The sequence below is a fragment of the Streptomyces cynarae genome (assembly GCF_025642135.1).
Lineage (GTDB): Bacteria > Actinomycetota > Actinomycetes > Streptomycetales > Streptomycetaceae > Streptomyces > Streptomyces cynarae.
Genome location: NZ_CP106793.1, coordinates 887029 through 908040 on the forward strand (window position 1 = coordinate 887029; position 21012 = coordinate 908040).

General features: G+C 71.5%; 20 protein-coding genes. 6 read left to right on the forward strand and 14 right to left on the reverse strand.

The window, feature by feature from the left end:
• Positions 1-210 precede the first annotated feature (210 nt).
• Positions 211-1263, forward strand: coding sequence for a LacI family DNA-binding transcriptional regulator (locus N8I84_RS04310; RefSeq protein ID WP_390898846.1), 1053 nt, complete (start codon positions 211-213; stop codon positions 1261-1263).
• A gap of 51 nt (positions 1264-1314) precedes the next feature.
• On the opposite strand, the gene N8I84_RS04315 is transcribed toward N8I84_RS04310, so the two are convergent.
• The 4 genes from N8I84_RS04315 to N8I84_RS04330 are packed head-to-tail and all read right to left on the reverse strand — an operon-like array spanning position 1315 to position 5604.
• Positions 1315-2379 carry an endo-1,4-beta-xylanase gene (locus tag N8I84_RS04315; protein WP_263228253.1) on the reverse strand — a complete coding sequence of 355 codons (1065 nt, stop codon included), beginning with the start codon at positions 2377-2379 and terminating at the stop codon, positions 1315-1317.
• A 58-nt stretch (positions 2380-2437) separates the two neighbouring features.
• Positions 2438-3310, reverse strand: a complete 873-nt coding sequence (locus N8I84_RS04320) for a carbohydrate ABC transporter permease (protein WP_390898847.1) — start codon at positions 3308-3310, stop codon at positions 2438-2440.
• Positions 3307-4305 carry a carbohydrate ABC transporter permease gene (locus tag N8I84_RS04325; RefSeq protein ID WP_263228254.1) on the reverse strand — a complete coding sequence of 333 codons (999 nt, stop codon included), beginning with the start codon at positions 4303-4305 and terminating at the stop codon, positions 3307-3309. The genes N8I84_RS04320 and N8I84_RS04325 overlap by 4 nt, the downstream gene beginning before the upstream one ends.
• A 6-nt stretch (positions 4306-4311) precedes the next feature.
• Complete coding sequence (locus tag N8I84_RS04330) at positions 4312-5604, reverse strand: extracellular solute-binding protein (protein WP_263228256.1); 1293 nt, start codon at positions 5602-5604, stop codon at positions 4312-4314.
• 283 nt (positions 5605-5887) lie between these two features.
• On the opposite strand from N8I84_RS04330, the gene N8I84_RS04335 reads away from it, so the two are divergent.
• Positions 5888-8125, forward strand: coding sequence for a beta-xylosidase/alpha-l-arabinosidase (locus N8I84_RS04335; RefSeq protein WP_263228257.1), 2238 nt, complete (start codon positions 5888-5890; stop codon positions 8123-8125).
• Positions 8126-8200: 75 nt separating this feature from the next.
• Positions 8201-8389 carry a hypothetical protein gene (locus tag N8I84_RS04340; RefSeq protein ID WP_263228258.1) on the forward strand — a complete coding sequence of 63 codons (189 nt, stop codon included), beginning with the start codon at positions 8201-8203 and terminating at the stop codon, positions 8387-8389.
• 139 nt (positions 8390-8528) lie between these two features.
• On the opposite strand, the gene N8I84_RS04345 is transcribed toward N8I84_RS04340, so the two are convergent.
• The 4 genes from N8I84_RS04345 to N8I84_RS04360 all read right to left on the reverse strand — a co-directional run bounded on the left by N8I84_RS04345 (position 8529) and on the right by N8I84_RS04360 (position 12189).
• Positions 8529-8963, reverse strand: coding sequence for a protease inhibitor (locus tag N8I84_RS04345; RefSeq protein ID WP_263228259.1), 435 nt, complete (start codon positions 8961-8963; stop codon positions 8529-8531).
• 436 nt (positions 8964-9399) lie between these two features.
• Positions 9400-9924, reverse strand: a complete 525-nt coding sequence (gene grpE, locus N8I84_RS04350) for a nucleotide exchange factor GrpE (protein WP_263228260.1) — start codon at positions 9922-9924, stop codon at positions 9400-9402.
• A 2-nt stretch (positions 9925-9926) separates the two neighbouring features.
• Positions 9927-11792: a molecular chaperone DnaK gene (gene dnaK, locus N8I84_RS04355; protein WP_263228261.1), complete on the reverse strand. Its 1866-nt coding sequence runs from the start codon at positions 11790-11792 to the stop codon at positions 9927-9929.
• A gap of 37 nt (positions 11793-11829) precedes the next feature.
• On the reverse strand, positions 11830-12189 hold the full coding sequence (locus tag N8I84_RS04360) for a J domain-containing protein (RefSeq protein WP_263228262.1): 360 nt from the start codon (positions 12187-12189) through the stop codon (positions 11830-11832).
• A 327-nt stretch (positions 12190-12516) separates the two neighbouring features.
• Between N8I84_RS04360 and N8I84_RS04365 the strand changes: the two genes are divergently transcribed.
• The gene (locus N8I84_RS04365; protein WP_263228263.1) at positions 12517-12888 is read left to right on the forward strand and encodes a hypothetical protein; all 372 of its coding nucleotides are present in this window, start codon (positions 12517-12519) and stop codon (positions 12886-12888) included.
• Here N8I84_RS04365 and N8I84_RS04370 read toward each other — a convergent pair.
• Both N8I84_RS04370 and N8I84_RS04375 read right to left on the reverse strand, forming a co-directional pair.
• Positions 12852-13214 carry a MerR family transcriptional regulator gene (locus N8I84_RS04370; protein ID WP_263228265.1) on the reverse strand — a complete coding sequence of 121 codons (363 nt, stop codon included), beginning with the start codon at positions 13212-13214 and terminating at the stop codon, positions 12852-12854. The genes N8I84_RS04365 and N8I84_RS04370 overlap by 37 nt on opposite strands.
• 208 nt (positions 13215-13422) lie before the next feature.
• The gene (locus N8I84_RS04375; protein WP_263228266.1) at positions 13423-14592 is read right to left on the reverse strand and encodes a helix-turn-helix domain-containing protein; all 1170 of its coding nucleotides are present in this window, start codon (positions 14590-14592) and stop codon (positions 13423-13425) included.
• 126 nt (positions 14593-14718) lie between these two features.
• Between N8I84_RS04375 and N8I84_RS04380 the strand changes: the two genes are divergently transcribed.
• On the forward strand, positions 14719-15888 hold the full coding sequence (locus tag N8I84_RS04380; RefSeq protein WP_263228267.1) for a lactate 2-monooxygenase: 1170 nt from the start codon (positions 14719-14721) through the stop codon (positions 15886-15888).
• The gene (locus N8I84_RS04385) at positions 15885-16904 is read left to right on the forward strand and encodes a 2-hydroxyacid dehydrogenase (protein ID WP_263228268.1); all 1020 of its coding nucleotides are present in this window, start codon (positions 15885-15887) and stop codon (positions 16902-16904) included. Before N8I84_RS04380 ends, N8I84_RS04385 begins: the two co-directional genes overlap by 4 nt.
• A 78-nt stretch (positions 16905-16982) precedes the next feature.
• On the opposite strand, the gene N8I84_RS04390 is transcribed toward N8I84_RS04385, so the two are convergent.
• The 4 genes from N8I84_RS04390 to N8I84_RS04405 all read right to left on the reverse strand — a co-directional run bounded on the left by N8I84_RS04390 (position 16983) and on the right by N8I84_RS04405 (position 20980).
• Positions 16983-18083 carry a glutamate--cysteine ligase 2 gene (locus N8I84_RS04390; RefSeq protein WP_263228270.1) on the reverse strand — a complete coding sequence of 367 codons (1101 nt, stop codon included), beginning with the start codon at positions 18081-18083 and terminating at the stop codon, positions 16983-16985.
• Positions 18084-18231: 148 nt separating this feature from the next.
• Positions 18232-19722, reverse strand: coding sequence for an RICIN domain-containing protein (locus N8I84_RS04395; RefSeq protein ID WP_390898849.1), 1491 nt, complete (start codon positions 19720-19722; stop codon positions 18232-18234).
• A 631-nt stretch (positions 19723-20353) separates the two neighbouring features.
• The gene (locus N8I84_RS04400; RefSeq protein ID WP_200423029.1) at positions 20354-20731 is read right to left on the reverse strand and encodes a toxin Doc; all 378 of its coding nucleotides are present in this window, start codon (positions 20729-20731) and stop codon (positions 20354-20356) included.
• Between the two features lie 3 nt (positions 20732-20734).
• The gene (locus N8I84_RS04405; protein WP_200423030.1) at positions 20735-20980 is read right to left on the reverse strand and encodes a hypothetical protein; all 246 of its coding nucleotides are present in this window, start codon (positions 20978-20980) and stop codon (positions 20735-20737) included.
• Positions 20981-21012 lie beyond the last annotated feature (32 nt).

Below are 21012 nucleotides of genomic sequence, written 5' to 3' on the forward strand. Positions count from 1 at the left end.
ATGATAGTCGGCGCTCTTCTTCGAGGTGATCGAGGGTGCTCCTGGAGACCGGCAGCCCCGACGCGCCCTCGATCGGGATACCGAACGGGCCAGGCTCTAGGCTCGGGCGCGCAGGACGTCCCCCTCACACGGCTTCACACGACCGCCGTCTTTCCGGAAGACTTCTGCAAAGTTTCGAGAGTGCGTCCCGGAGCAACGGAGGTGGGGCAAGTGGCAGCGCACGAGGCCGACGCGGAGGAGGCACACGAGGAGCGCGGCAAGGTCACGATCACGGAGATCGCCCGGCAGGCGGGGGTCTCGGTGCCCACCGTGTCCCGTGTCGTCAACGGACGCTCCGACGTGGCCCCGGGGACCCGTGCCCGGGTCGAGGACCTGCTGCGCCGCCACGGCTACCGCAAGCGCGCCTCGGCGGCCGGCACCCGCGCCGCCCTGCTCGACCTGGTCTTCAACGACCTCGACAGCCCCTGGGCCGTGGAGATCATCCGGGGGGTCGAGGAGGTGGCCCACGCCGCCGGTGTGGGGACGGTGGTGTCGGCGATCCACGGGCGCTCCGGCGACGCCCGGGAGTGGATGCAGAACCTGCGGGCGCGGGCCTCCGACGGGGTCATCCTCGTCACCTCGGTGCTCGAGCCGGTCCTGCACGAGGAGCTGCGCATCCTGGGCGTGCCGATCGTGGTCGTCGACCCGGCCGGCTCCCCCGCCCTGGACGCGCCCACCATCGGCGCGGCCAACTGGTCGGGCGGCATGGCGGCCACCGAGCATCTGCTGAGCCTCGGGCACCGCCGTATCGGCCTGGTCGCGGGCCCGCCCCGGCTGCTGTGCTCGCGGGCCCGGCTGGACGGCTACCGGGCGGCACTGGAGGGCGCCGGGATCGCCGTGGACGAGTCCCTCATCGTGCCCGGCGACTTCTACCACGAGTCCGGCTTCACCGGCTGCAACACCCTCCTGGACCTGCCGGAGCCGCCGACCGCGATCTTCGCGGCGAGCGACCAGATGGCGCTGGGCGCGATCGAGGCGCTGCGGCGGCGCGGGCTGCGGGTGCCGGAGGACATGAGCGTGGTGGGTTTCGACGACCTTCCGGAAGTCCGCTGGTCGGCTCCGCCGCTGACCACCGTGCGCCAGCCGCTGGCGGAGATGGGCAAGCTCGCCGTGCGTACGGTGCTGCGGCTGGCCCGCGACGAGCAGCCGGACTCACCGCGCGTGGAGCTGGGCACGGAGCTGGTGGTGCGGGCCAGCACGGCGCCGCCGCGGAAGACGGGCTGACACGCGTGGCCCGGCGGTGCGGACACCGCCGGGCCACGACGCGGAACGCTCTTACTTGCCTCCCAGCGCCTCCCGCAGCGCGAAGTACGCCGGTTTGGGCCGCAGTTGCTCGTCCCACGGCAGGGCGGCGCCCTCGCCTGGGAAGACCGCCGGGATCCACGAGTACTTGTCGGTGTAGTCCCACACCGTGACGCCCACGCAGCGCCGCACCGCGAGGCACGCCTTGGTCAGGTCGCGGTACCAGGTCGCCTGCTGGGCCAGCTTCTCGTCGGTGGCGGGCAGTTGCATACGGACGTCGACCTCGGTGAGTGCGGTGTCGAGACCGAGCCGCGAGAAGCGGCGGAGGTTGTCCTCCAGCGTGGACGGATAGCCGTACTGCAGGGCGAGATGCGCCTGGAAGCCGATGCCGTCGAGCGGGACGCCCTGCGCCTCGAGGTCCTGGGCGAGTCGGTAGTAGGCGTCGCTCTTCGGGCCGGTGCCCTCGATGTTGTAGTCGTTGAGGTACAGCTTGGCGTGCGGGTCGGCCTGGTGGGCCCAGCGCAGCGCGTCGGCGATGTAGCCGGGGCCGAGCGTCTTGTACCAGATGGTCTCGCGGTAGGTGCCGTCCTCGTTGAACGCCTCGTTGACGACGTCCCAGGAGTAGACCTTGCCTCGGTAGTGCCGTACCTCGGTGGTGATGTGCTTCTTCAGCACGGCGCGCAGCTCGTCGGGCGTCCAGTCGCGCGAGGTGAGCCAGTTCGGCAACTGGCTGTGCCAGACCAGGGTGTGGGCGCGGACGCGCTGGTGGTTCTTCCGGGCGAGGTTCACGATCTCGTCGCCGTTGGTCCAGTCGAAGACGCCCTGCTCCGGCTCGGTGGCGTACCACTTCATGCCGTTGCCGGGGGTGATCATGTCGAACTGGCTGCCGAGGAGCGCGGTGTAGGCGCCGTCGGTCAGTTCGGGGTTGTCCGTCGCGCTGCCGAAGTAGCGGCCGTGCCGCTGGGCGAGTTCGGCCAGGGTCGGCGGCTTCTCCTTCGCCTGGGCCGCCGGTCCGGTGGCGAGGCCGGCGCCCATGAGGAGCGCGGCGAGAGCGCCGGCCAGTCCGAGCCGGGTACGGGACGGGGTGGTGGTGCGCATGGTGCGACTCCTCACAGTCAGGTGTGTGCTTGAGCCGTACGTTCGCGGGACGGGTGCGTCACCCCTTGGTGGCGCCCGTGGTGAGGCCGCCGACGAGCTGGCGTTCGGCGACCGCGTAGAAGGCGAGGGCGGGGACCATGGCCAGGACGAGGTACGCGAAGACGCGCGCGGTGTCCGAGGCGTACTGGCCCTGGAACTGCTGGACGCCGACGGGGATCGTCCACCACTTGGGCTCGTTGAAGACGAGCAGCGGCAGCAGGAAGTTGTTCCAGCTGCCGACCACGGCCAGGACGGAGACGGTGCCGAGCGCGGGCCGCGCCATCGGCAGCAGCACCCGCCAGAAGAACCCGAACGGGCCGCAGCCGTCGAGGGTGGCCGCCTCCTCCAGTTCGCCGGGGATCTGCCGGAAGAAGCCGCGCAGGATGACGATCGTCACCGGCAGTCCGAAGGCCGCCTGCGGGAGGATCACGCCGAGCGGGTTGTCCAGCAGGTCCATCGAGCGCAGCAGCAGGAACAGGGGCAGGACCGCCACCGCGAAGGGGAACATCAGCCCCACCGTGAACAGCGTGAACAGCACCTCGCGACCGCGGAAGGCGAACCGCGCGAAGGAGAAGGCGGCGAGCGCGGAGACCGCGACGACGAGGACGGTCGTGGCCACCGCGATGAACGTGCTGCTGCCGACCATCCTCCAGAACGAGCCCGAGCCGAGGATGCCGGTGTAGTTGGACGTCACCCACGGGTCGGGCAGCCCGATCGGGTTGCGGGAGAGCTGGTCGGTGGACTTGAAGCCGGACAGCAGGGCGTACAGCACGGGCACGGCCATCACCGCGCCCACGACGACCAGCACGGCGTGCACCGGCAGGGTGCGCGTCCGGGTGGCGCCCTTGTGCGGCCGCCCGGTGGTGGGACGGCCGGTCCTGGTGAGCGTCATGCGCCGCCTCCTCGCATCGTGGTGGTGGCTCCTTCCAGGTCGCGGCGCAGGACGAACCGCTGGTAGGCGAGGGCGAAGACGAGGCTGATGCCGAACATGACCACGCTGATCGCGCTCGCGTACCCGACCTGGTAGCGCTTGAAGCCGTACTGGAACATGGTCACGGCCATCGTCTCCGAGTGGTGGTCAGGGCCGCCCGTGGTGACCACCCACACCAGGTCGAAGAGCTGGATGGAGCCGATGACCGACAGGAACGCGCTGATGCGCAGGGTCGGGGCCAGCAGCGGCAGAGTCACGCTGCGGAAGCGCTGCCAGGGCCCGGCGCCGTCGATGAGCGCCGCCTCGGTCAGCTCGGCCGGGATGGACTGCAGTCCGGCCAGGTACAGCATCATGTGGAAACCGAAGTACTTCCACATCATGACGAGGAACAGGGTCGCCATGACGGTGGAGGGGTCGGAGAACCACTTCCCGCCGAGACTGCCGAGGCCGATGTCGCTCAACAGGTGGTCGGCGAGGCCGTCGTCCGGGGCGAAGAGCATGCTGAACAGCACGCCGGTGATGGCCTCGGACAGCACGTAGGGGGCGAAGAACAGCATCCGGTACACGGCCCGGCCGCGCAGCCGCTGGTTGAGCAGGACGGCCATGGCGAGCGCGAAGGGCAGCTGCAGCGCGAGCGACAGGACGACGAGCACCAGGCAGCGCCACAGGTCGCCGAGGAACACCGGGTCCTGGAAGAGCCGCGTGAAGTTGTCGACGCCCGTGTAGTCCGAGGGCATGCCGAAGCCGCCCCAGCGGAAGAACGCCGCGTACACGGCGAACAGCAGCGGCAACAGGACCAGCACCCCGAACAGCACCAGGGCGGGGAGCTGGAAGGAGACCGCGGTGAGCCAGTGCAGCGCGCGCCGCCGGGCCCGCCCGCGGGCCACGGTGGCCGGCGGGGGCGGGACGACGACACCGGGGCCGGACCGCTTGTCCGGGAGGAAGGTGGAGGTCATCGCCGGCTACTGCTCTTCCTTCGCGGTCTTGGTGATCGACTGCGTGACCTGCTCGGGCGACTTGGAGCCGGCGATGAGGGCCGCGACGCTGTCGTTGACCTCCTGGCCGACGGCGGGCGCGTACGCCTGGTCCAGGTAGAGCTGGAAGCCGGTGGCGGTCTTCAACTGCTCGTTCACCGCCTTCAGGTTGGGGTCGGTCAGGGCGTCCGCGGCCGCGTTGACGACCGGGATGACTCCGGTCTTGGTGACCAGGGTGCGGTCGTTGGCGGCGGAGGCGAAGAACTTCAGGAAGTCGATCGCGGTCTGCGGAGCGCCCTTGCGGACGGCATGGCCGCCGCCTCCGCCGAACACCTCGGTGAGGGAGCCCTTGCCGCCCTCGACTGCGGGGAAGGGGAAGAAGCCGAGATCCTTGCCGATGCCCTTGCCTTCGCTCTTCTGCGTCTGGGGCGCCCACTGGCCCATCAGCTCCATGGCCGCTTTGCCGTTGCCGACGGCCGCTGCCTGGCCGGTGGGGGTGGAGTAGGCGGCACCGAGGAAGCCCGTTTGGAACGGCTGGAGTTGGACGAGGTCCTTGAGGTGCTGCCCGGCCTGTACGAACCCGGCTCCGGTGAAGTCCTTACTGTCACTTGCCTTCTGGAGTGCGTCGATGCCGGCGGTGCGCATCGCCAGGTAGGCCCAGTAGTACATGCCGGGCCACTTCTCCTTGCCCGCCAGGGCGATGGGTGTGACGCCGGCGGACTTCAGCTTGCGCACGGCGTCGAGGAAGGCGCTCCAGGTGGTCGGGGGTGCGCTGATGCCGGCCCGCTCGAAGAGCGCCTTGTTGTACCAGAAGCCGATCATTCCCATGTCGAACGGGATGCCGTAGACCTTGTCGTCCAGCAGGTACGGCTGCCGCGCGACCGACAGCAGCGAGTTGCTCCAGGACTTGGTGCTGTCGGTGAGGTCCTCGACGAGCCCCGCGTCGACCTGCTGCTTGAGGACGCCGCCGCCCCAGGTGTGGAAGATGTCCGGCAGCTTCCCCGAAGCGGTCAGCGCGGTCATCTTCGACTTGTACGCCTCGTTCTCCAGCGCGACGATCTTGATCTTCACCTTGGGGTTCTGCGCCTCGAACTGCCGGGCGAGGGAGGCCCAGACGCCCTTCGCGGGCTCCGTGGTGGTGATGTTCCACCACTCGATCGTGGTCGTCCCCGACGACCCTCCGTCCGAGCCGCCGCCTCCGCAGGCGCTCAGTGCCGTCATTCCTAGACCGGCGGCGGAGGCGGCCAGGAAGCCGCGGCGGGACAGAGCCGGGTCGCCCATCATGAGCTCCTTGGGGTACGGGACGGAACGTCCACATCCGTCCGATGAGGTGATCACAACAGCCAGGACTGAAAAGTTTCCGAAACGATCCGGAAATGGGACTGCTGCCGCACCCTAGAGACAGCCCACGAAACGTGGCAACCCCCTGTGCGCCGCGAATTCTCACCCAACCTGGAACGCTCCCAGAGGCGTTGACAGCCCCGGAACCGCCCCGTAACTTCCGAGCACATCCGTCCGAGAATTTCTGACGGATTCCGGAAACCCCCTGGGATCAAGGAGTTCCATGGTCCAGCCCTGGCAGGACACGACGCTGCCCGCCCCCGTACGCGCGGCCGATCTGCTGGCCCGGATGACCCTGGAGGAGAGACTCGCCCAGCTGTACAGCGTCTGGCCCGGCTCCTCCACCGACGGTGAGGACGTGGCGCCGCTCCAGCACGAGATGTCCGAGGACGTCGACCTCGATGCCCTGCTCCCCCATGGACTCGGTCAGTTGACCCGCCCGTTCGGTACCGCTCCGGTGGACCCGGCCAAGGGGGCCGCTCGTCTGGCGGACTTCCAGCGCAGGGTCGCGGCGGCCAACCGTTTCGGCATTCCCGCGCTGGCCCACGAGGAGTGTCTGACCGGCTTCACCGCCTGGCGCGCCACCGTCTTCCCGACACCGCTGGCGTGGGGGGCTTCCTTCGATCCCGCGCTCATCGCCGAGATGGCGGCCGGCATCGGCGACGGCCTGCGCGAGGCCGGCATCCACCAGGGGCTCGCGCCCGTGCTCGACGTGGTGCGCGATCCCCGCTGGGGCCGTACCGAGGAGTCGATCGGCGAGGATCCGTATCTGGTCGGGACCATCGGCACGGCCTATGTACGCGGCCTGCAGTCGGCCGGGGTCATCGCCACGCTGAAGCACTTCGCGGGCTACTCCGCCTCGCGCGGCGCCCGCAACCACGCGCCCGTGTCGATCGGCCCCCGGGAGCTCGCGGACGTGATCCTGCCGCCGTTCGAGATGGCGGTGCGCGACGGCGGGGCACGGTCGGTGATGCCCGCCTACAACGACCTGGACGGGCTGCCCGCCCACGCCCACACCCCTCTGCTGACCCAACTGCTGCGGGAGGCGTGGGGGTTCGAGGGCACGGTCGTCTCCGACTACTTCGGCGTGACCTTGCTCGAGTCCGCCCACCGCGTGGCGGACTCGCCGGGCGGGGCCGCAGCGCTGGCCCTGACCGCGGGCGTCGATGTGGAACTGCCCGCCGTACGCTGCTTCGGCGCCCCCCTGCTCGAGGCGGTCCGGTCGGGCGGGGCGCCCGAGCCTGCGGTCGACCGGGCCGTGCTGCGCGTACTGACCCAGAAGTGCGAACTGGGCCTGCTGGACCCGGACTGGGAGCCGCAGCCGCCACCGGTCCTCGACCTGGACCCGCCGCGGCTGCGGGAGTTGGCGGCGCGGGTCGCCGAGGAGTCGGTGGTGCTGCTCGCGAACTCGGACGGTGTGCTGCCGCTCGGCGACGGCGGGCGGATCGCCGTGGTGGGCCCTCTCGCCGAGGATCCGGCCGGGATGATGGGCTGCTACGCCTTCCCGCGCCACGTCGGCGTGGAACACCCGGACGTGCCGATGGGGGTGACGGTGCCGACCGTAAGGGAGGCACTGGCAGCCGAGTTCCCGGGTGCGCGGCTCGTCGACGACCCCGCCGGGGCGGATCTGTGCGTCGCGGTGCTCGGGGACCGCTCCGGGCTGTTCGGGCGCGGCACCTCGGGCGAGGGCTGTGACGCACCCGACCTCCAGCTTCCGGAAGGCCAGAGCGAGTTGCTGGACGCCCTGCTGGAGAGCGGGACCCCGGTGGTCCTGGTCCTGCTGACGGGGCGGCCCTACGCGCTGGGGCGCTGGGCCGACCGGCTGGCCGCCGTGGTGCAGGCGTTCTTCCCCGGTCAGGAGGGCGGCCGGGCCGTCGCGGGGGTGCTGTCCGGCCGGGTCAACCCGTCCGGGCGACTGCCGGTGAGCGTGCCGCGGGACCCCGGTGGGCAGCCGTGGACGTACCTCACCCCGCCGCTGGGACAGGTGCATGACGCGAGTTCCATCGACCCGACGCCGCTGTTCCCTTTCGGGCACGGGCTGTCGTACACGCGGTTCGACTGGGAGGCGCCACAGGTCGACGACCCCGCTCCGGCCACGGACGGCGAGACGTCGCTGCGACTCACGGTCCGCAACACCGGTGACCGGGCAGGCACCGAGGTCGTACAGATCTACCTCCGCACCCCCGTGGCCCGGGTGGCGCGTCCGGTGACGCGGCTGATCGGTTACGCGCGGGTGCCGCTGCGGCCGCAGGAATCCGCGGTGGTCCACGTCACGGTCCCGGCCGACGCGGCGGCGTACACGGGCCCCGACGGCTCACGGATCCTCGAGCCGGGGCGCCTGTTCGTCGACCTGGCCGGCTCCAGCACGGACACCCGCCACACGGTCGAGCTGACGCTGACGGGCGAGAAGCGGGTGCTCGGGCACGACCGCCGGTTCGGATGCGAGGTGAGCGTGAAATAGCCGAGCCGTCCCGGCCACCCGGGTGCAACGATGACCGCGGGACCACATCGTCACCATGAACAGGGAGGCGCCCGCGTGAAGTTCGTCCTCGAGGTCGACATGGGCGAGAACGGCTGGGACGGGAACGCCGCCGAGGAGCTGGGGCGGATCCTGCGGTACTGGGGCGGGAACCTGAAGCACTACGAGATGAGGCCCGGAGACGAGTCGGCCGTATACGACTCCGGCTACCGGGAGGTGGGGCGCTGGGCCGTCACGGCCGAGTGATTCCGGGGGCCGGCCGGCAGCCCCACTCTGTCCGGCCGGCCCCCGGCGGGGGATCGCGTGGAATGTCGCGACAGGGCTCGCACTCCCCAGTCACGAGCCTTGGATCCATGCTCGCGTCAGTCCGCGCGACCCCGGTCCGTCAGAACTCGAAGACGGCGGTCCCGTAGGAGTTCTTCACGCACTCGTTGGCGAAGGTGCGCTGGTAGTCGACGCGCTTGCCCTGCCACACGCCCTGCACGGTGACGAGCACCGGGTTGTACAGCTTGGTGCACATCACGCCCTCCTGGTACGACAGGGCGTCCAAGTCGCCGCCGACGGCGCGGAGTTCAGCGCAGGCGTCAGGGGCGTCCGGATGACTGCCGGAGGCGGTCGGGGCGCAGTTCAAGGTGACGGCGCGCTCAGGGGTGACGGTGGCGGCCTGCTGACCGTGGCCCACGGTCAGCACGAGCGCCGACGGGGCGTAGAGGGTCGCGGGGGCAGCGGTCGGGGCGGCGAGCGCGGACCCCGTGAGGGGGCCGCAGACGGCGGTGGCCGTCAGGGTGAGGGTCGCTGCCCAGCGCGCGGTGTTCGGCATTGTGTGCATCCTTCCGCTCGGGTCGGGTCGCCGGCACGGCCCCGACGGAGCCTGTGCCGGAGCCGTCCGGTCGGGTGCCGGTTCGGCGAGCGCGAGTCTGCCGACTCCAGACACGAAACTCACATCGACCCCTCACATTTCAGTAACTTTGAGTGTTGAATCAGTGGCGTGATGTCACAGAAAACGAACACTCAAGGCCTGAAACTGAGCGGGTGAGGGTCGCTGGATTCGGTCGGATGGCCGGATTCCCCCGCTTCGGCAATCGGCCTGAAACATTCCGCTTATCGGCTTGAGCAAGCGCTGTCTTCCGTCGGGGGCGAGCGGCCGGCCGCCGCCACGGCTCGCCGAGGCCCGCGCCCCTCAGGAAAGAGGCGTCCGAGAAAGGGGGCCGAACCCGCCGGGTCGGCCCTCCTCCACGGACTTCTGCGTCCCCTTGTCACCCTGCGGCGGGATCACCCCGTTCGGCGGCGGCCCGCTCCCCCGCGTTTCCCTCGTCGACCCGCGTCGCCCCGGAGGGCGGCGGCCCCGTGACGGTCACGCGGGCCGGGCGCAGCAGGCGATCGCCGACCCGGTAGCCGGGCGTGAGGATCTCGGTGCACGTCAGGCCATCGGCGTCCGGGGCGACCACATGCGTGACCGCTTCGTGCCACTCGGGGTCGAAGGGCTCGCCCTCCTCCCCGAACGCCTGCAGGCCCACCGAGCCCAACTGGGTCTCGAGGACCTCCGCGACGGCTTTGACACCCGGCGTCATCGCCTCCTGTCTGCGGGCGGCCTCGACGGCGTCCAGCACGGGCAGCAGTGAGCGCAGGACGTTCTCGACGGCGATCTCGCGCACCGCCATGCGGTCGCGCCGCACCTGCTTGCGGTAGTTGTCGTACTCGGCCTTCACCCGCTGCAGGTCGGTGGTGCGCTCGTCGAGCAGGCGCCGCAGCTCCGTGCTCTGCGGCCGGCTCCGGTCCATGGTCAGCCCGCCCGTGACGTGTCGTCGTCGTCCACGATCTCGGCGTCCACGACCTCCTCCTCGGCCTTGGCACCGCTTCCTGCCGTGGCACCCTGCTCCGATGTCGTGCCGCTCTCGGCGCGCGCCTTGTCGTACATGGCGCTGCCGATCTTCTGGGCCGCGGTGGCGGCCTTGTCGACGGCCTGCCGGATCGCGGCGGTGTCGTCGCCCTTGAGCTGCTCCTTCAGTTCGGCGATGGCACTCTCCGTCTCGCTCCTCGCGTCGGCGGGGATCCGGTCGGCGTTGTCGGCGATGAGCTTCTCGGTCTGGTAGACGAGTTGCTCGCCCTGGTTGCGGGTCTCGGCCGCCTCGCGCCGCTTGCGGTCCTCCTCCGCGTGCTGCTCGGCCTCGTGGACCATGCGGTCGATGTCGTCCTTCGGCAGGGCGGAGCCGCCGGTGACGGTCATCTTCTGCTCCTTGCCGGTGCCGAGGTCCTTCGCCGTGACGTGCATGATTCCGTTGGCGTCGATGTCGAAGGACACCTCGATCTGCGGCACTCCGCGCGGCGCCGGCGGCAGACCGGTCAGCTCGAACATGCCGAGCTTCTTGTTGTACGCCGCGATCTCGCGCTCACCCTGGAAGACCTGGATCTGCACGGACGGCTGGTTGTCCTCGGCCGTGGTGAAGATCTCCGAACGCTTCGTCGGGATCGTGGTGTTGCGCTCGATCAGCTTGGTCATGATGCCGCCCTTGGTCTCGATGCCCAGCGACAGCGGCGTGACGTCCAGCAGCAGGACGTCCTTGACCTCACCCTTGAGCACACCCGCCTGCAACGACGCGCCGACGGCCACGACCTCGTCCGGGTTCACACCCTTGTGCGGCTCCTTGCCGGTCAGCTCCCGCACCAGGTCGGTCACCGCGGGCATCCGGGTGGAACCGCCCACGAGGATCACGTGGTCGATGTCGGACAGCTCGATTCCGGCGTCCTTGATCGCCTGGTGGAACGGCCTCTTGCAGCGATCCAGCAGATCGGCGGTCAGCTGCTGGAACTGAGCGCGCGTCAGCTTCTCGTCCAGGTGCAGCGGGCCCTCCGAAGAGGCCGTGATGTAGGGCAGGTTGATGGTGGTCTCGGAGGAACTCGACAGCTCGATCTTGGCCTTCTCGGCGGCCTCACGCAGGCGCTGCACCGCCATCTTGTCCTTGGACAGATCGACGCCGTAGGCGTTCTTGAACTGTTTGACCAGGTGGTCGACGATGCGCTGGTCCCAGTCGTCGCCGCCCAGGCGGGTGTCGCCGTTGGTGGCCTTGACCTCGATCACGCCCTCGCCCATCTCAAGCAGGGACACGTCGAAGGTGCCGCCGCCGAGGTCGAAGACGAGGACCGTCTGGTCGTTCTCCTTGTCGAGTCCGTAGGCCAGCGCGGCCGCCGTCGGCTCGTTGATGATCCGCAGGACGTTGAGCCCCGCGATCTCCCCGGCCTCCTTGGTGGCCTGCCGTTGGGTGTCGTCGAAGTACGCGGGCACCGTGATCACGGCGTCGGTGACGTCCTCACCGAGGTAGGCCTCCGCGTCCCGCTTCAGCTTCTGCAGCACGCGCGCGGAGATCTCCTGTGCGCGGTACTGCTTGCCGTCGATGGTGCCGCTCTCCGGGAAGCGCCAGCTCTGGTCGTCCATGTGGCGCTTGACGGAGCGCGCGGTGCGCTCGACGTTGGTCACCGCCTGCCGCTTGGCGACCTCGCCGACCAGCACCTCGCCGTTCTTGGCGAAGGCCACGACCGACGGCGTGGTCCGGGCGCCCTCGGTGTTGGTGATGACGGTGGGTTCGCCGCCCTCGAGGACCGAGACCACCGAGTTCGTGGTACCGAGGTCGATACCGACCGGACGTGCCATGGGGCTTCCTCCTCGTCGTCCGTCTTCCTCCAGCGGGTCAGAGGGTCCGTTCCACCCGGACCGGGCCCACGCGCAGCAGGGGCGCCCGTGCCGGGAACCGCCCCGTGGCAGTCGTCACGACGGCCGTGGCACCACGCACCCAGGCGGGGCCGGCAGCGGGCGTGGCGCGTCGCCGGCGGTCCAGGGCCGCGCGTGCGGCGGGGTCACGGAGCGTCTCGTAGGCGACGAGCACCCGCGCGAGCGCCTCTTCGGTCACTTCGTCCGACCGGGTGTCGGGGTGCAGTCGGCGCACCAGGCGCCGGTACGCCGAAGTGATCCGTTCGGGCGAGGCCGACGGGTCCACCCCGAGGACGTCGTAGGGGTCCGGCGCGGCACCGGTGGCCCTGTGCGTGTCCACCGTCCCACCTCCTCGCCGACTGCGAGCGGCCCGGCGGCTGCCCCTCCGGGCTGCGGGTTCGCACCTGACTTCCTCACTAGTCTGGATAAAACTTGAGTCGCCTCTTGTCAAGCCTGGCCTGGCGAGGTATACGGGTGTCCGTGGGCACCGGTGGACGCCGTTCGGAACGCAGGCTCTTTCATCGTCCGCTTCGATCCGCCGGGCGTCATCCGGAGTCCGTCGACATGAACGTGGAGCGCGATGTCCTGACCGTCTGCGCCGAGTGTCCCGCCGCCGACGTCAGGGAGATCGCCACCGCCCGCTCCCGACCGACCGGAGGTGGTGTGCGTGATCACCGAACTGGCCGTCGAACGTGTCGAGTTCACCTGTGGCTCGTGCTGGCACCGCTGGAGCGTCGACTACGACGTCCAGCGGTGGACGGACGGCCACGGGGACGAGTGGGAGTACTTCTACCGGGACAACACCCCCGTGCCCTCCCCGTACACCCTGGAGGGTGCGCCGCCGTGCGTGCACTGCGGCCGCCGCTGGGTCGGCCGTCTGGTGGCACGCCGCCCCGTGCCGCTGCCCGGCGGCCCCGACGCCCCGCGCAGCCCGGTGCCCGGGGACGGCCGCCACCGCCCGGAGCGGCACGACGCGCCGATGCTGCCGGCCGACGCCCACTCTCAGCCGGAGGCGGCTCCCGGCCGCTCGACCGGGTGACCGTCCGCCCGGCTCCGTTCCTCGGGCGGCGCGGCCGCGGCGCGCGCGGCGGCCAGGTCCTCCTCCAGGATCCCCACCCGCTCGCGCAGCGTCAGGACGCGCCGCACCCCGGCGAGGGTCACTCCTTCCGCGACCAGGTCCATCACCTCGGCGACCCGGTCGATCTCCCGCCGGGAGTAGCGGCGCTGGCCGCCCGCGGAGCGGGCCGGGACCACGATGCCGTGGGCGTCCAGCCGCCGCAGGAAGGCGGGCTGGACGCCCAGCATCTCGGCGACCTGGCCGATCGTGTACAGCGCGGCATCGGCATCGTCGATGGAGAGGGCCATCCTCGACTCCTCGGTCCGACGGACCAGACCTCCACCTCAGGTTACAGATTTCCTGTCTGCCCCAGAACAGGGTGGACGGCCGTCGGAGGGTCGCAGGCTGCGGGCCGCCCGTGGACGTGTTCCCGTTCCCGCTGCGCCTGCCGGGTGCGGACTGCGCACCGGTCGGGCGGTGGCCCGTGCGGGTGCCGGGGCCGGGGCGTGAGGCCGGTCAGGGCCTGAGCGTGCGGGCGATGTCCAGGGTCAGGCGTTGCCACGGGTCGCGAGGGTCGCGGGACGTCAGGGTGTGCACGCGGCGCAGGCGGTAGCGCAGGGACTGGGGGTGGAGGTGGAGGGCGCGGGCGGCGGCGGTGGCCGAGCCCGCGTCGATGTACGCCGTCAGGGCCTGGAGCAGGTGGCGTTGTTCCGGCTCGGTGAGCGGGCCGAGGACGAGACGGGCGATGTGGTCCGGGGTGGCCGCAGGGTGGCCGGCGAGCAGGGCCAGCACGTGTGCGTCGGCGTCGTTGAGGATGCGGCCGGGCCGGTGGGCGTGGGCGGGGGCCGCATCGAGGGCGTCGGCAGCCAGTCGGTGCGCGACGGCGACCCGGTCCAGGCCCTCGCCCGTGATGGCGCAGCCACGCCACGCCCGCGCGTCAAGGAGGGCCGGTGCCCGGCCGACGGCCGTGGCGGGCAGCAGCAGGACCGCGCGGGAGCCGCGCACCGTCGACAGCGACCCGGCGCCGCCGCCGAGCGCGCCGAGGAGTCCGGCGGCGGCCTCGTACGACATGTCGGGGACGCCACCGGTCGCGGGCTCGGCCACCAGCAGGCAGTACGGGTCGGGGAGTTGGACGCCCAGCCGGGCCGAGCGGTCCGTCAGCGCGCCCACCGAGGCGTGCCGGCCGGCGATCAGGTCGTCGAGCAGCAGTCGCAGCGCGCGGTCCCGGTCCCCCGACAGGTCCTCGGTGGTCGCCGCGTACGCCGTGGTCATCTCCTCCGACAGGGTGTCGAGGGCCGTCAGCAGGACCCGGCCCAGGGCGAGGCCGTCCGCCGCCGAGAGGGCGCGGCCACGGGCGGCGACCTCCTCGGTGAGGACGGCCGCGGCCACCCGGTAGGCGCGCAGCACGGCCTGCACGGGCCGGCCGTCGGCCGCACGGGCCGCAGCGATCCCACGGAAGCGGCGCAGATCGGCCGGTCCCAGGGTGCCGTCGGTGGCCCACAGGTGCAGCAGCCGGTCCACGCCCCAGGCCGTGATGGCCCGCACCTCCGGCAACCGGCTGTCGTCGAGCGCCGCGTACACCGGCACCGTCGCGTGGACGGCGGCGACGACCGCCTCGACGACCCGAGGGTCGGCGACGATCTCCGCCCGGACGGCGCTACGGGTCTTGAGCGGCTCCCTTGTCACAGGGTGATGATTCCAGCCGCGCGATGTGCGCACCACGGTGGACGGACCTTGTCACGGTCGCCAGGATCATCGGCGTACGCGTGGTCGTACTACGCGGTCTCAGGGACGAGAGGCGGGACGTACGGGATGGCGAAGCACTGGGCGGACTTCCAGTACGAGATCTATCTCAACGGCATGTCGGGCGCCGTACCGCGGCTGCCCACCGATCTGACCCGGCTGGAGGCGCTGACCGAGCAGCGGCTCGGTCCCGGCCCGGTCGGCTATGTGGCGGGCAGCGCGGGCACCGGCAGCACCGCCCGGGCGAACCGGGCCGCGCTCGAGCGGCGCCGGATCGTGCCGCGCATGCTGCGTGACGTGCACGACCGCGACCTGTCCGTGGAGGTGCTGGGGCGGCGGCTGCCCGCACCACTGGCCCTGGCTCCGATCGGCGTGCTGTCGATCATGCATCCGGACGCCGAGTCGGCGGCGGCGCGGGCCGCGGCGGCGCAGGGCGTGCCGTTCGTCCTGTCCTCGGCGTCCAGCACGCCGATGGAGCAGGTCGCGGAGGCCTCGGGTGACGGTGAGCGGTGGTTCCAGCTGTACTGGGCCAAGGACCGCGAGGTCACCCGCAGTTTCCTGACCCGGGCGAAGGCGGCCGGGTTCACGGCGCTGTTCGTCACGCTGGACACCCCGCTGCTGGCCTGGCGGCCCCGCGACCTCGACCAGGCGTATCTCCCGTTCCTGCACGGGGTGGGCACCGCCAACTACTTCTCCGACCCGGCGTTCCAGGCGGGTCTGGCGAAGCCGGTGCACGAGGACCCGAACGCGGCCGTGCTGCACTTCGTGAACATGTTCGCGGACCCCGGAAAGACCTGGCCGGACCTGGCGTTCCTGCGGGAGCACTGGGACGGTCCGATCGTGCTGAAGGGCATCCTGCATCCTGACGACGCCCGCGCGGCCGCCGACGCCGGGATGGACGGGGTGGTGGTCTCCAACCACGGCGGCCGGCAGGTGGCCGGTTCCGTGGCCGCCGCAGATGCGCTGCCACGGGTGGTGCAGGCGGCCGGGGACCGGCTGACCGTGCTGTTCGACAGCGGGATCCGCACCGGCGACGACGTGTTCAAGGCCCTCGCGCTGGGCGCGCGGGCGGTACTCGTGGGACGGCCGTACGCCTACGGTCTCGGACTCGACGGCCAGGCGGGCGTCGAGCACGTGATCCGCTGTCTGCTCGCCGAGTTCGACCTCACCCTCGCATTGTCCGGGCACGCCCGCCCCGCCACACTCGGCCTCGCCGACCTGATCGAGGAAACCCGATGACCCACGCGACCGACGCCACCGACACCACCGGCGCCTCCGGCACGACCGACACCCACAACGTCCTGGCCGTCGTCTCGCCGCACGTCGGCGGGCGGCAGGCGGGCGCCGCGCTCGCCACCGTCTTCCCCGGCGAGGCCCGGGTGACCGTGGTGGAGAGGACCGACGAGGATCCGGGGGCGCTGCACGAGGCCCACGTCATCGTCACAGGACTCGGCCCCGTCACGGCCGAACACATCGCCGCCGCACCGCAGTTGCGGCTGATCCAGTGCGCGAGTCACGGCTTCGACTACGTCGACCTGGACGCGGCGCGCGCCCGGAACATCCCGGTCTGCAACATCGGCTCCAGTGGCGCCGAGAAGCAGAACGTGGCCGAGCAGACCTTCGCGCTCATGCTCGCCCTGGCCAAGCAGCTGGTCCCGGCGCACACCGCGCTCGTCGACGCCGACTGGGCGCTGCCCCGGCTGCAGCAGTCGATCACGGAGCTGTCCGGCAAGACGCTCGGCATCGTCGGGCTGGGCCACATCGGCCAGGAGGTGGCACGCCGGGCGGCCGCCTTCGACATGTCGATCGTGTACGCGGGCCCGGAGCCGTTGGACGCGGAGACGGAGGCACGGCTCGGGGCCCGGTACGTGGGCCTCGACGAACTTCTGCGCACGTCCGACTACGTGACGCTGCACGCGCCCCTCACCGACGCGACCCGGCATCTGCTGAACGCCGAGCGCCTCGCACTGCTGAAGCCCACCGCGTTCGTGATCAACACGGCGCGGGGCGCCCTGATCGACCAGGACGCGCTGGCGGACGCGTTGGAGGCCGGCGCGCTCGCCGGAGCGGGGATCGACGTCTTCGACCCCGAACCGCCCACCCCTGCCCTGCGGTTGCTGAAGGCGCCGAACGTGGTGCTGTCGCCGCATGTCGCCGGTGTCACCCGGGAGACGCTGGTGCGGATCGCGCTGGCGGCGGTCCGCAACGCGGCGGACTTCCTGGCGCGCGGACAACTCCGGGACGTCGTGTCCTGACGTTACCGACGATTCGACAGGACTGCGGCTCCCCCAGGTGTGCCGGGCCTGGGCGGGGCCACTGTTCCCGGCGCCGGATCAGGGCTGCAGCTCACCCTGGGTGTGGCGTACGCACTCCAGGACGACGTCGCGCAGGCTTCCGGTGCGCTCCATGAGTTCCTGCTGCACCCGGGCGCCGTTCCCCCGCTCCAGCAGCCCAGTCACGGCCTGGTCCGCCCCGTCGAGGTCATCGGTTCCGACCAGCGCGTCACCGACGTGGTCGAGCAGGTCCCGCACCACCGACTCCGCCGGCATGCGCCGCATCGTCCTCGGGTGCAGCAGCTCACTCGCCAGGCCGGACCTGGCCGCCTGCCAGGCGGCCAGCCGCAGCAGACTCACGCTGTGGTCCACCGGCTCCCGGCCCGCCCGCCACTCGCGCGCCGCGGTCTCCACCAGCCCGCGGGCCAGGGTGGCGATCAACTGCGCGGTGTCCGCGTGCAGGCAGACGTCGGGGACCCGGAGCTCCACCGTCGGGTACCGCTCGGACAGACGCGCGTCGAAGTAGACCATCGCCTCGTCGAGGATGACTCCGGTGGCGACCATGTCGGCCACCCGCCGGTGGTACCGCTCGGGCGACCCGAACAGCTCGGTCGGCCCCGCGGAGGGCCAGCGCCCCCACACCCGGCTGCGGTAGCTCTCGTAGCCGGAGTCCCTGCCCTGCCAGAACGGGGAGTTGGCGCTCAGGGCGACCAGTACGGGGAGCCAGGGCCGCACGCGGTCGACCACCGCGACGGCCTCCTCGTCCGACTCCACCGAGACGTGCACATGGCAGCCGCAGACGAGCTGTTCCCTGGTGGCGATGCCGTACTGCTCGGCCATCCACTGGTAACGGCGGTTCATGTTGATGGACGGGCTCACCGGCAACGGTGAGGTGGCCAGCGCGGCCACGGCGCAGCCGATCCCTCCGGCGTGTTCGGCCGCCTCCCGGCGGCAGCGGACGATCTCGGCGCCGAGTTCCGCCATGTCCGTCTGCGGATGCGTGGCGAACTCCAGCATCTGACCGTAGAGCTCCTTCTCGAACAGGCCCTCGTCCGCCTCGTCCTGCGCGGCGCGGGCGAGCACGGCGGCCGACAACGCCTTCGGCTCACCGGTCTCCGGGTCGACCAGGAGGAGTTCCTCTTCCACTCCGACGGTCCGCACGTCATGCCGCCTCTCTGTCCGTCTGCCGCGACCACTGGTGATCACGGGGTCATCCGCCCACCCCGACTACCCTCCCGGACGGACGGTAGTCGGGCATGAGGACGCGGCCCTCGGCTCGCCGGTGTGTCGCCCGGAGCAGGGCGGTGGCTCAGACGGGATCGAGGGCGGGTCCGTCCAAGACCGCCGGCTGCCCGTACGAGCGGACATCGGTCGCCCACCGCTGGGCGTCGGAACCGTCGCGGTCCTTGACGACGATGTCGGCGTCCGGGTCGGGGCCGGCGGGCGTGACGGCGAGGCCCGCGCCCCAGCGCGGGAGCAACTCGCCCCCCACGGTGAGGTCGTAGCGGACGTCGTCGGCGTGTGCCTGGCCCGCCTCGACGCACGGGGCGAGCGTGACGGCCCCGTCGGTGGCGTGGGAGTCGAGGCACAGGCCCGGGTCCGCGACACTGCGCAGCAGGCCGTCGCTCTCGTACGACCACTTCTGGGTCCACGCCGAGGAGCAGGTCGCGAGCCGGGTGCCCGCACCGGCGCTGACCGTGCCGCGGATGTCGAGGCAGAGGCCGGCGGCGACGGCACGCAGCCGGGTCTCCTGCGGGGCTGTGGGCAATCCGGCCTTGTCGGGCGGCGCTTGGGGGCCGGACCGGGGCGAGGGGGTGTCGGGGCCGCCGCCGGCGCTGGTGGAGGCGACCGGGTCGGCGCCGCTTCCGTCGTCGGTCCAGACTCCGGTGACCAGCAGGGCCAGCAGGACGGCGACGGTGGCGAAGCCGACGCCGGTCAGCAGCGTCCTGGACTTCCGGTCACCCGCGGCAATCCAGCGGCCCGCCGCGGGCATCCGGGTGAGCAGCCGGTGGCGTCCGCCGCCGCCGGGGCGCCGCCCGCGGGAACCGGCGCGCGCGGGGTGCGGGGTGCGGCCGTGCCGGGAGTCGAGGTAGCGCCGGGCGCCCCAGCCGAGGACCGCCTCGGCCAGCAGCGCGCCGAGGCCGTCCTCGCACCGGCGCAGTTGTTCGGCGGCGGAACGGCAGTGGCGGCACTGGAGGACATGCTGGTGCACCTCGGGCAGCAGGTCGCCGCCGCGGCGCAGGGGGATGTCGAGCAGCCGGTTGTGGAAGCGGCATTCGGCGCTCGGCGCGAGTTCCCGGTGAGCGCGTACACAGCCCGCCCGGAATTCCTCACGTGCCTGTTCCAGTGCGGCCGCCGCGGTCTCGGCGTCCATGCCGAGCAGAACGGCAGGGACGGATATGTGTTCGGCTTCGACCTCGGTGTGCCACAGCAGGGACTGGGCGAATGGGGACAGGGCACGGAAAGCGTGTTCCGCGAGGGCGCTGTTTTCGGGTGACAGGAACTTCGCGGCGCGCATACCGCGACCCCCCGCGGGTTTCCTCAGCTCCGGCAGAGCACCGGATATCCGGTCCTCCGCCGCCCATTCCGCGACCGTGTCCCGGACCGCCACGAGAAGCCTCGGACGCAGCGCCACCGCGGAACGGGAGCGGGTGAGGTCGCCGAGGACCCGGTGGAAGGCGGCGGCGGTGGCCATCGCGGCGATGTCGCGGGAGGAGGCGAGGCAGATGACCGCGTAGTCGTAGGCCGCCTGCCAGTGTCTGGCCATCAGCAGCGCGACGGGCAGGGCGGTCTCGCCCACGGGCCGGCCCCTGAGCCGGGCGGCCAGGTTCTCGTCGGATTCTCCCGGTGCCGCGCCGGGACGGGGAGGATAGGGCGGACGCGGGGGGTGGGGGGTGTGCACTGAGCGGGTTCCTTCCAAAGCACAAGGCTGCACACGGAGTTCTGCTCGCCGAAAGGACCCGGTTGCCGGGCCTTTTCAGCGCCGCGCCGGGAAAAGGTCACGGGTGACGGCTGCACGGCGATCGTCGGCGGACGAGCCTTTTGAGCTCGCCGACGGCGCGGAATAGCGAGCAGCGATGCCGCCCCGGCCATTGCCCCTGCGCAGACAGGTCACCTTTGCACAGGTCACTGAGGGCCAACAAGGCACTTGAACAACATCGGCACCAGGAAAAGGACAGTGGGAGCCCCTGGCGCCAACTCCGTGTTTGTGTAACCGTTTTCGCCGGCCGCACGCGCCCCGTGTGAACCGCGCGCCCACGCCGGCGTCGCTCGCACGCTCCCGCCGCGGCGGGGCTCCGTAGTCCACTTGACCCGGCCTTCTCTTCGGCCCCGCGCGGCACGGCGGCACTGCCGCGCGCAACGGGCCGCCGACCCTGATCTCCCGCCCTCGGTCGGCGGCCCAGAAGGCGCGCACAGGGGTGTGGGCAATCTCAGATCTGCCAGGACCTCAGTCGGTCCGCGGCCCCGTAGACGTCGGCCTTGCCGGAGATCAGGTCACGGGTGAGGTCGACGAGGGCGCCGTAGGGCGGGTCGATGCCTACGCCGCTGACGAACATGTACGCGACCGCGGTGGCGCAGGCGAAGCGGGCGTTCGCCGACGGCAGCGGCTTGAGCAGCGCGAGGGTGTGCAGCAGGGCGGCGGCGCGCCAGGCCGGGTCGGAGTCCACACCGAGGCGCGGCGGGTCCACGCGGTGCCGGGCGACCGCGGCGACCAGCGCGGAGAAGTCGTTGATGACGGGCTGGTCCGGCAGGACCTCTTCGTGGCGCTGGAGCAGCCAGGGCACGTCGATGTGGATGACGGAGGTCATCGGTCAGGCGTCCTGCCCCTCGCCCTTCACGGGTGGCTCGTCGTCGGGGAAGGCCGCCGCGAACTCGTCGGCGTGCGTGGCGAAGAACCGGCGGAAGGCCTCGGCGCCCTCCTGAAGGGCCCGGTGCCGGGCGATGTCGGCCGCGGCGGCCTCACGCACCAGGGCCTTCATCGACGTACCGCGCTCCTTGGCGATCTGCCGCAGGTCCTCTAGCTCCCGATCACTGAACTCCACGTTGAGGGCTGGCATGCCGTAACGGTACAGCGAGGGTACTTACTCGT

What these genes read in the sequence shown, in the direction of transcription:
- N8I84_RS04320 (WP_390898847.1), bottom strand. Translation starts at nt 3,310, where the DNA reads ATGACGCTCACCAGGACCGGCCGTCCCACCACCGGGCGGCCGCACAAG.
- N8I84_RS04380 (WP_263228267.1), top strand. Translation starts at nt 14,719, where the DNA reads ATGGCGAAGCACTGGGCGGACTTCCAGTACGAGATCTATCTCAACGGC.
- N8I84_RS04405 (WP_200423030.1), bottom strand. Translation starts at nt 20,980, where the DNA reads ATGCCAGCCCTCAACGTGGAGTTCAGTGATCGGGAGCTAGAGGACCTG.
- dnaK (WP_263228261.1), bottom strand. Translation starts at nt 11,792, where the DNA reads ATGGCACGTCCGGTCGGTATCGACCTCGGTACCACGAACTCGGTGGTC.
- N8I84_RS04325 (WP_263228254.1), bottom strand. Translation starts at nt 4,305, where the DNA reads ATGACCTCCACCTTCCTCCCGGACAAGCGGTCCGGCCCCGGTGTCGTC.
- N8I84_RS04400 (WP_200423029.1), bottom strand. Translation starts at nt 20,731, where the DNA reads ATGACCTCCGTCATCCACATCGACGTGCCCTGGCTGCTCCAGCGCCAC.
- N8I84_RS04335 (WP_263228257.1), top strand. Translation starts at nt 5,888, where the DNA reads ATGGTCCAGCCCTGGCAGGACACGACGCTGCCCGCCCCCGTACGCGCG.
- grpE (WP_263228260.1), bottom strand. Translation starts at nt 9,924, where the DNA reads ATGGACCGGAGCCGGCCGCAGAGCACGGAGCTGCGGCGCCTGCTCGAC.
- N8I84_RS04345 (WP_263228259.1), bottom strand. Translation starts at nt 8,963, where the DNA reads ATGCCGAACACCGCGCGCTGGGCAGCGACCCTCACCCTGACGGCCACC.
- N8I84_RS04330 (WP_263228256.1), bottom strand. Translation starts at nt 5,604, where the DNA reads ATGGGCGACCCGGCTCTGTCCCGCCGCGGCTTCCTGGCCGCCTCCGCC.
- N8I84_RS04315 (WP_263228253.1), bottom strand. Translation starts at nt 2,379, where the DNA reads ATGCGCACCACCACCCCGTCCCGTACCCGGCTCGGACTGGCCGGCGCT.
- N8I84_RS04385 (WP_263228268.1), top strand. Translation starts at nt 15,885, where the DNA reads ATGACCCACGCGACCGACGCCACCGACACCACCGGCGCCTCCGGCACG.
- N8I84_RS04370 (WP_263228265.1), bottom strand. Translation starts at nt 13,214, where the DNA reads ATGGCCCTCTCCATCGACGATGCCGATGCCGCGCTGTACACGATCGGC.